A 9523-nucleotide genomic window follows, 5' to 3' on the forward strand; every position below is an offset into this window, starting at 1 on the left:
TCATGTCCATGGTGATCACTCCTCGAACCCCGCCGCTTAAATAAACAGCAGGGTAGGTTGAACACCTGGCTCACTTTTACTTCGGCACTACCTACAAAACTGGCTCAGTTTCCGGTCGGCGCCAACAGCCTTCAGGAAAACGATGGGCTCGGGCGGTACCGTCGCCCCCGTCTCGGCTGCGTGGTCCGAGTAGTTGAGCCCGATGCAGATGAACTTGCCCGAGCCCGCCACGCAGGCACCGATCCGCGGGGAGCCCTCCACCAGCGGAAGGCTCTGCGGGTCCAGTGCGGCGATGCGCGCCAGGCCGGAAGGCAGCAACACGTCGTGCGCAATGTCATTCACATGCGCGGAGAGATCGCGCAAGCGGCCTTCCGCGTCGAGCATTCCCGGTTTTTCATGGCCAGCGGCCCCATAGCGCAACAGCTTCATTCGCAGTTCCTTCGTTGGTGATTCATGGAGAAATTGGCACGTGGCGATGGCTCACGGCGCGGCAGCGCAGCCTGGGTCCGGCCAGACGGTGATGGGAGCAAGGCACCTGCGGGCGCGAGGGCCGAGGGCTCAACCGCAGGGCCGTCGACCCCGTGCGTCAAGAGGCAGGTGTTGCCCGGCTACCTGGCGGCACCGCGTGCCTTGCCCAGTTCGGAGAACAGTTCCTGCGTCAGCGCCGGGTCGATCTGCCTGACGTACTTGTCGGTGACCGGCTTGAGCTTCTCGCGCAGGCGCTCCCGCTCCTGCGCGGGAAACGCGGTCAACACCATGCCCTGGCCCTTCAGGAACTCGGCGGCCTTGGCGTTGACGTCGCGGTTGGCAGCGCGCTGGAAGGGCTGCGTTTCCTTGGCGGCGTCCAGCAGGACGTTGCGCTCGTCGACCGATAGCCGGTCCCACGCCTTCTTGCTGAACAGCAGCACGACGGGGTTGAACGCATGGCGCGTGTCGGAGCCGTACTTCTGGATCTCGTAGTACTTGGAGGCTTCCACCAGCGAGTACGGATTCTCCTGGCCGTCGACAGCCTTCTGCTCCAGCGCGGTGTAGACCTCGGGCAACGGCAGCGGCGACGGGTTGGCGCCCAGGGCGCCGAACGCATCGATCATCACGGGGATCTGCATCACACGCAGCTTGAGGCCCTGCAGGTCCTCCATGCGTGCGACGGGCCGACGGCTGTTGGTGACGTTGCGAAAGCCGTGCTCGAAATAAGTCAGGCCGATCAGCCCCCGCTCGGGCAGCTTGTCCAGCAGCTTGCGGCCCACCGGGCCGTCGAGCACCAGGTCGGCCTCCTTCTCGTTGTTGAAGAGAAAGGGCAGGTCGAACAGCGCAAAGTCCTTCGCCATTCCCGACAACAGGCCCGGGATCGCCATCGTCAGTTCCACAGTGCCGCCCTGCAAAGAGGAAATGACCGAGGCATCGCCACCCAGCACGCCGGAGGGAAAGAGCTTCACCTTCATCTTGCCGCCGCTCTTCTTCTCGACGAGCTCCGAGAAACGCTGCGCGCCCATGCCCTGCGGGTGCTCTTTCTGGTTGACGAAGGCGAACTTGAAGTTGCGCTCCTTGATGTCCTGCGCGCCGGCGACGCCGGTCATCGCCAGAGATGCCAGGACAACGGAGAAAGCGGTCAGGCGACGCAGCAGGTGCTTGTGCATGGGTGTCTCAGTGAGGGCGCGGCGGCTGGCGGCGCAGGGTCAGATCGCGACGCGTTCGACCTGAACGCTGCGGCAGTCCATCTCGTATTCGAGGTCGACCACCGGCGGCCGGTTGTAGTGCCAGGTCAGCCCGTGCCGCGCGGCACCGCGCTTGACGATCTCGTCCGCGATGAAGGGATGGATGTCGTGCACCGTGTACAGCTGCGAGCCCGTGGTGCTGGCCCAGGTGAATCCCAGCGATGCGAGGCGGCGCTCCATCTCATCGAGCACCCATTGGGCCTTTTTCAGGATGGCGGGCGGCGAGGTGTCGCCCAGGCCCACCGCGTGGTCGCGGTAGTGCCCCTTGCCTTCCGGCGCTTCGGCACTGCCGGCCACCACGAACGAAGCCGCCGCGGTGGCGTCGGGCACGGTGTAGCTGAACGCATGGAACGAAGGTTCCGACGGCGGCGACAGCGCCGGGCACACGTTGCTTCGCGCCACCGGATTGAGGTGCCCGACAAAGAGGCCCCATTCCTTCAAGGTGCCCACGTAGAGGTTGTTGAACTCGACGAAACCCTGTTCGGTGAACGGCGCCGGGGACCGCAGCTCGCAGGCGCAGAAGGCCGCCAGCGGCCGCGAGGCTTCTTCCAGAATTTCCCTGATGCGCGCAAAGCCCTGCTTCAGGGGCAGCGGTTCCGCAAACCGGACGCGCTCGATGCGAAAACCAGGCTCCGCCGCCACGCCGGCCGAGTACTGCTGGACACCTGGAATGAACCGATAGCCGCCGGGTAGGGATACTTGAATTGCCGACACGTGATTTCCTTTTTTCAGAGAGAGCGAGAGAAAAGCGAGAGAAAGGTCAGAGAAGAAAAGCGGACACGGCCCGGGCCTTCAGCCACGACGCGACGTGTCCGCTGCGTCCATCAGGGAATCAGGCTCCACCGCTGGTTGGCCCCGCCGTGGCAGGCGTAGGTGGACAGCGCCGTCCCTTGCGTGGTGGTCGAGCCGGGCACATCGAGACAGGCGCCGGAGGACACCCGGTTGCGCAGCGTCGCGCCGACCACGCTCCACTGCGTCGCCATGCCCGCCGTGCACGCCAGCTGCACCACCGGGCCGCCGCCGGCGTTGGTGTTGCCCTGCGCCAGGCACAGGCCGCTGTGCTTCGCGACGAACTGGCTGTAGCCCCCGCTGCTGTTGACGGTGAAGGTCTCGTTGTTGCCGTTGCCGCAGGCCCACTGCACCACCGTGGCGCCGCTGGCCGTCGAGCTGCCCGACACGTTGACGCACAGGTTGTTGCTCTCCGAGCGGATGCGCGTGTCGACGGCCGGCGCCGTGTCGAGCGACTTCACGTACTCGCCCAGGGCCAACACGTCGGCCGCCGGCAGGCTCGAGGCATTGCCGTGGCCGCCCGTGAGCACGTCCTGCAGCGTGGCCTTCTGGCCGTTGTGGAAGAAGCTCGGGTTGCTCCAGGTGCCGTAGAGCGTCGGCGTGTCGAAGCCCACGCCGGCCAGCGGCTGGTTGCTGCCCTTGCCCGACGAGAGCTGGATCGTGCCCACGTCGTGCCGCAGCCCGTCGCGCAGGCTGCCGGCCGTGTGGCAGGTCGCGCACTGCGCCGTGTTGAACACGGTCTGGCCGCGCACTGCGTCCACGCTGAGGTTGCCGTCCGCCGTGCGGGCCGGGCTGCGCATGAACTTGTTCAGCGAGTTCAGGTAGGCCGCGAGGTCGTCGAGCTGCGCGTTGCGGCCCGCCTTGGGCACGCCGAGCGGGTCGCCCGTGGCCGAGAAGTCAGCGTTCGTCAGGAAGCCCGTGCCGCCGAATTCGTTGCGGATGTCGTGCTCGAAGTCCTGCACCTCGTCGAAGTTGGCCGTCCAGTGCAGCTTGCCGTGGCCCGTGCCGCGCCGTCCCTGCAGGCTGATGGTGCGGCGCAGGCCCTCGCCGCGCTGGGTGAAGTCCCACACCATGCCGTCGTCGCTGCCATCGGCATGGCAACTCGCGCAGGACATGTAGTTGTTCATGCTCATGCGCCGGTCGGACGCGTTGTAGAACACCTGCTTGCCGCGCAGCGCAGCGGCGGACATCGGCTCCTGCGCGACCGTGGTGACGTTCTGCAGGAAGGCCGGGGCGGCGGATTCCGACGAAAGCACCTGGGCCACGTCGTGCACCGACACCGAGCGCGCCAGGAAGTTGTTGACGAACAGCCGCTTGCGCGCCGCGTCGATGTACAGGCCGTGCGGCGCGCTGCTGGCGTTGATCTCGCCGCGCACCGACCGGTTGTAGGCGTCGACGATGGCCACGCGGTTGCCTTCCATCTGCGCCACGAAGATGTAGTCGCCGCTCGGCGAGTACAGCGCGGCGCGCGCGGGGGCACGGTCGTTGAAGTCGATCTGCTCGCTGAAGACTTCCGCGGCCGTCTGCAGGTTCACGTGCGACAGGATCGAGCGCACGGTCTTGTCGTGCTCCAGCGGCAGGCCGTCGCGGAAGGTTCCGCGGACGATGTTGTCCTTCTTGGAAGGCAGCAGCGCGCGCGCGCCGTCGGGAGAGATCACCACCTGGCTCAGGTAGTTGGGCACGCCGCGTGAGGCCGCCTCGGTGTCGACTGTGGTCGTGTCGACCGCCAGCGCGATCGGGGTGGCGCCGGTGAAGCTCTGCAGGTTCACCTTGTGCAGCTGCCCGCCCGTCATCTTCGACTTGAAGCGCGTCACGTAGGCCGATTGCGAACTCGCATCGACCGCGATGCCGCGCACGCTGCCTTCCAGGGCGAGCGTGCCCGTGGTGGCACCGGTGGTGGGGTCGAAGCTGAGCAGGGCCGACTTGCTCTCCAGCGTCAGCAGGCCCTTCGTGCCGTTGGGCGTGAAGACGACACCGTACGGGCCGCTGCCGTAGGCCAGCGACACGGTGGTCGAGAGCGTGCCGTCGGCCGCGTTGAGCGCCACCAGCTTGTCGTCACCCTGCACCGTGACCCAGATGCGGCCATCGGGGCCCACGGCCAGCGTCTTCGGTTCCTCGCCGACGCGGACTTCCCAGCGCTTGGCGAAGGTCTCGGCGTTGATGGCCGCCACCGTGCCGCTGTCGGGGTTCACCGAGTACACGCTGTTGGCATCGCCCGCGATGTTGGTCGTGTGTGTCGGCTTCGCTGCCGTCACAGGCGCGATCACCGTGAGGTTGTAGCTGTAGAAGGTCTCCTGGCCGTTCGCGGCCTTCACCGTCAGCGTCACGGTGTAGTGGCCCGGGCTCGTGTACGTATGCGTGACGCCGGGTTGCGAGGCGTACGCGCTCTGCGTGCCGTCGCCGAAGTTCCAGCGGAACTGCGCGCCGGTGCTGCCCAGCGTGGCCGGATTGAAGCTCAGCTGGCCGTTGACGATCTTCGGTGCGCCGGTGATGCCGGGGTCGCCGATCACGGCCTGGCTGCGCAGCGCGGCCACGTCGCTGTCGCCGAGCACGCGGCCGTACACGCGCACCTCGGCCAGCGTGCCCTTGAAGAGCGCGGCATTGCCCTGGATCTGGCCCAGCAGGTTGAACTTGGTCGACAGGCCCTTGGTGCCGGTGGGGCCGGTCGACGTGGTCTTCACGCCGTCGACGTACACCGCCTGCGCGCCCGAAGCCGCGTCACGTGTGAGCACCACGTGGTGCCAGTTGCCGTCGTTCACGGCCGACTGCGAGCGCGTGCCCGCGTTGTCCCCGACCGACAGCTTGATGTTGCCGGTGCTGTCGAGCCAGCCCCAGAACACGTCGTCGGTGCCGGGCGACTGGTCGCGTCCGAAGATGCCGGGCGCGGTCCACGAGCTGGCGGTGCCGGCCTGCGTGGTCTTCATGTAGAAGCTCAGCGACGCGGTGCCACCCAGCGTGGTGGCCACGCTGTCGTTCTTCAGCGTCACGCCCGTGGTGCGGTTCGCGAAGTTCAGGCCGATGCTCTCGAAGGCGTCGCCGGTGGCGGGCGTGCCGTTGTTGGCGCCGATCTGGTCACCGAGGTTGCCCGTCAGCGGCCAGTGGTGCATCAGGTTGATGTCGTTGGCGTTGCCGGTGTTGAAGGTGGAGCGGTAGTCTGCGCCGAGGGCGTTGCCCGCATAGTCCTTCAGGCCGTTGGCCGGCAGGAACACCTCATAGCTGGTGCCCGGCTGCAGCGGCTGCGCGGGGAAAAAGTTGACGATGCCCAGCTGCACGCTGTAGGTGCCCGCCAGCGTGTTGCCGCCCACCGGGCGCACGATGAAGGTGTTGCTGTTCACGCTCTCGGGCAGGATGCTGTCGGTCATGCCCAGGCCGATGCGTGAGGTCAGCGCCTGCTGCTTCGCACCGTTCACGGGCGAGACCTGCTTCACTTCGGGCTTGGTGATGTCGGGATCCACCGCATGCACGATGAAGCCGCTGCCCGAGCCGTGGTCGTTGCCGACGTAGATCAGGTTGCCGAACGGCGACACCTGGCCATGGTCGGAGCTGGAGAAATCGGGGTGCGTCGGCGCGAAGAGTCCGCCGCGTCCGACTTCGACGTGGTTGAGCGGGTTGCTCACATCGACCTTGTGGATCCAGTTCTGCGCGCCCTGGAAGACGTAGTTGTCCTGCGTGCTGCAGTACAACTGCTGGTTGATCACGAGCCGGTTGTCCTCGGCCACGAAGCGCGACCGATCGCTGAGGTCGTAGCCGAACATCTTGCCGCCGCTCTCTTGTGCGGAGGCGTAGACGTTCTTTCCGTCGAAGCACGTGGAGTAGTAGCTGGGCGTGGACCCGGAGACGGCGTCGAGCACCTTGGGATTGAGCGGATCTGAAATGTCCAGGCTGGCGAAGCCGCCGGTGTTCGTCATCGACGTCAGCACCATGTGGTTGCCCATGGTGAAGATCGGCCCCACGCGAAAGCCGCCGAGTTCGCCGGTCGGGATCGGGTTGGGCTTGCCGGCGCCGCGGTTCGCGAGCTGTGCAGTCGCGGGGTCTGCGGCGTCGATGACGAACACGCCCTGCTCTGCCGCCGCCACGTACAGGTAGGGTGCCTGCCACCAGAGCTGCCAGCTCACGTTGTTGTAGTCGCCCTTGTTGACGTTGGGCAGCACCAGCTTCTTGACCTGCTTGATGTCGTTGATGTCGGTGAAGTCCCAGAACTCGATGCCGAAGACGCTGGGAACCGCGACGTACTGCTTGCCGCCGATGCTGGCGATGCCGATGGAATGCGGCTCCCTCAATTCCTTGGTGCGGCCGTCCGGCTCGTAGATGCGCTTGACGAGCTGGAGGTTGCGCGGATCGGAGACGTTGTAGAGCAGGAAGCCCCCGGGGCCCAGCCCGCCATCGGGCGTGAACGTCGTCAGGAAGTAGCCATTGATCATGAGGCCCACGTTCTGGCCGTAGTGGTACTTGGTGTACCCAGCGGTGGGGTGCGTCACGCTGCCGCCGGGAATCTTCGGCACGTCGGCACCGGTGCCCGCGCCGACACCGGTGTCGGACTCCTCCTTGATCATCGAGATGGGCTTGAACAGCTCGGCCTGCGTGTAGGTCAGGTTGCCCAGTCCGGGGCCCTGCAGCGGCAACGGATCGGCCACCAGCTCAGCGGCCGCGGATGCCATGCTGGTGGCGGCCTTCTTGATCGTGTCGAGAGGGTTGACCCCGGTGATCGCCGCATGCGTCAGCAACGCAAAGCAGAACAGGGAACCTACCGCAAGAACTTTCTTGATGCTCATTTTCATCCTCGCAAATTCGATCGGACGCCATCTTTGGTGGGAAAAGATTCGACGGGAATCTAGCAGCGGATCGATGCGGGAACGGCATTGAATTTCGAATGGAGAGTTCGAATATTTAGATCGTTGCTCAGGGTAAATGGTGATGTTTGGGCATGGGTTGTGCTTCAAAGTTCGGGCCTGAAAAAAGTGAATTCATTGCCCATCGAATGCCCATGAAGGAACACCCCATGTCTCACGCCGGTCTTGTCCAGCGCCTGCCCCGCCTGTCGAAGCGCAGCCTGCTGGGTGCCTCCCTGCTCGCGATGCTGTGCGCCGCATTGCCCCACCCGAGCGCTCAAGCCCAAGGCCCGCGCAACTTCGCCACGCTGGCGATGGTGGCCGAGCCGCAGACCCTCGACCCGATGGCCTCCACGGCGGACCTGGTCGGCACCATCATGCAGCACGTGTACGAGACGCTCTACACCTTCGATGCCAAGTGGAATGTGGTGCCGATGCTGGCCGAGGGCATGCCCAAGATCTCGGCCGACGGCAAGACCTACGCCATCACGCTGCGCAAGGGCGTGGCGCTGCACAACGGGCGCGAGCTCACGGCCGACGACGTGGTCGCCAGCCTGCAGCGCTGGATGGACCAGTCGCCGCGCGGCAAGGCCGTGGGCAAGGAGATCGAGAGCCTCAAGGCCAAAGGTCCGCTGGGCGTGGAGATCGTGCTGAAGGCGCCCTACGCGCCGCTGCTGTCGCAGTTGGCATTGCCCAGCAATGGCACGGCCGCGATGATGGCCAAGGAATCGATGGCCTCGCCGCTGAAGGACTTCGTCGGCACGGGTCCCTACAAGTTCAAGGAACGTCGCCCCGACCAGTTCGTGCTGCTCACGCGCTTCGACAAGTACGCCGCGCGCAAGGAGCCCGCGAGCGGCTACGGCGGCAAGCGTGAAGCCGCCATCGAAGAGCTGCGCTTCGTGCCTGTGCCCAATGCCAGCACGCGCGTCGAAGGTGCGCTGGCCGGCCAGTACGACTTCGCCGACCTGCTGCCGGTGGAAGCGCTGCCACGCCTGGAGAAGGCCACCGGCAAGACGCTGCCGATCATCACGCCCGCTTTCGGCTTTCCGTTGGTGGTCTTCAATACCAAGGAGGGCGCGCTCGCCAACCAGGCCGTGCGCCAGGCCTTGCAGACCGCGATGGGCCAGGGCGAGATGCTCGCGGCCGGCTTCGGCGACACGCGCTTCTTCATCGCGGAAGCGAACCACTTTCCCAAGAGTTCGCCGTTCTACTCGGCAGCGGGCGCCGACCAGTACAACCAGCGCAACGCCGCCAAGGCCAAGGACGCCGCGGCCAAGGCCGGCTACAAGGGCGAGCCGATCCGCGTGCTCACCAGCCGCCAGTACGACTTCCACTACAACATGTCGCTCTTGATGGCCGAGCAATTGAAGCGCGCGGGCTTCAAGGTCGACCTCAACGTGGTCGACTGGGCCACGCTCACGCAGCGCCGCAACGACCCGCGGCTGTGGGAAATCTTCATCACCCATTCGGGGCTCTTCCCCGAGCCCATGCTCTCTCCGCCCCAACTGGGCGACGGTGCACCCGGCTGGTGGGATTCACCGGCCAAGAAGGCCACGCTGAGCGCCTTCAACACCGAAAGCGATCCGGCCAAGCGCGGCGCGTTGTGGGGCAAGGTGCAGCAGGTGGTGTACGACGAGGTGCCCTACATCAGCGTCGGCAAGTTCAACGCCCTCTCGGCCAGGAGCCCATCGCTGGACAACTACCAACCGACGAACTGGCCGTTCTTCTGGAACGTGAAGATCAAGTAGGAGGCGCGCTTGTTCCGTTTCATTGCCTCGCGCTTCGCGGGCATGCTGATCGTGCTCGCCATCGTCGCCGTGCTGGTCTTCGTGCTCACGCGCGCCGCCTCGGGCGACCCGATCTCCGTGCTGCTGGGCGACCAGGCCACCGCCGCCGACATCGCCCGCGTGCAGAAGGAGTACGGCCTGGACAAGCCGCTGCCCGTGCAGTTCGGCTACTGGCTGCGCGAAGTGCTGCAGGGCAACCTGGGCACCTCCATCTTCCTGCAGCGCCCGGTCACCCAGGCGCTGTGGGAGCGCGCCGAGCCCACCACCTTGCTCGCCCTGATGGCCGTGGCCATCGCGGCGCTCATCGGCGTGCCCTGTGGCATCGTCTCGGCGGTGTTTCGCGGGCGCGTGGTCGACCAGTTCTTCACCGGCATCGCGATGCTGGGCGCGAGCATCCCGAGCT

At 66.1% G+C, this 9523-nt stretch carries 5 protein-coding genes and 1 pseudogene; 2 read left to right on the forward strand and 4 right to left on the reverse strand.

All coding sequences use genetic code 11. The annotated features are described in order from the left end of the window. Positions 1-117: 117 nt before the first annotated feature. From D3H34_RS30445 to D3H34_RS30460, 4 genes and pseudogenes are all read right to left on the reverse strand, one after another. Positions 118-429: pseudogene (locus D3H34_RS30445) on the reverse strand (2-hydroxyhepta-2,4-diene-1,7-dioate isomerase); the annotation flags it as partial. 179 nt (positions 430-608) lie between these two features. After that, complete coding sequence (locus D3H34_RS30450) at positions 609-1637, reverse strand: TRAP transporter substrate-binding protein (protein ID WP_119558576.1); 1029 nt, start codon at positions 1635-1637, stop codon at positions 609-611. A 39-nt stretch (positions 1638-1676) separates the two neighbouring features. Then, entirely contained in the window at positions 1677-2429 is a 753-nt protein-coding gene (cnbZ, locus tag D3H34_RS30455) for a 2-amino-5-chloromuconate deaminase CnbZ (RefSeq protein WP_205736834.1), read from the reverse strand. A 110-nt stretch (positions 2430-2539) separates the two neighbouring features. After that, positions 2540-7276, reverse strand: a complete 4737-nt coding sequence (locus tag D3H34_RS30460; RefSeq protein WP_119558582.1) for a ricin-type beta-trefoil lectin domain protein — start codon at positions 7274-7276, stop codon at positions 2540-2542. Between the two features lie 227 nt (positions 7277-7503). Between D3H34_RS30460 and D3H34_RS30465 the strand changes: the two genes are divergently transcribed. After that, positions 7504-9081, forward strand: a complete 1578-nt coding sequence (locus tag D3H34_RS30465; RefSeq protein ID WP_119558578.1) for an ABC transporter substrate-binding protein — start codon at positions 7504-7506, stop codon at positions 9079-9081. A 9-nt stretch (positions 9082-9090) separates the two neighbouring features. After that, a partial coding sequence (locus D3H34_RS30470) for an ABC transporter permease (RefSeq protein ID WP_147400522.1) occupies positions 9091-9523 on the forward strand: 433 nt, incomplete at its 3' end.

This window comes from Acidovorax cavernicola (assembly GCF_003581445.1).

What these genes read in the sequence shown, in the direction of transcription:
- D3H34_RS30450 (WP_119558576.1), bottom strand. Translation starts at nt 1,637, where the DNA reads ATGCACAAGCACCTGCTGCGTCGCCTGACCGCTTTCTCCGTTGTCCTG.
- D3H34_RS30460 (WP_119558582.1), bottom strand. Translation starts at nt 7,276, where the DNA reads ATGAGCATCAAGAAAGTTCTTGCGGTAGGTTCCCTGTTCTGCTTTGCG.
- D3H34_RS30465 (WP_119558578.1), top strand. Translation starts at nt 7,504, where the DNA reads ATGTCTCACGCCGGTCTTGTCCAGCGCCTGCCCCGCCTGTCGAAGCGC.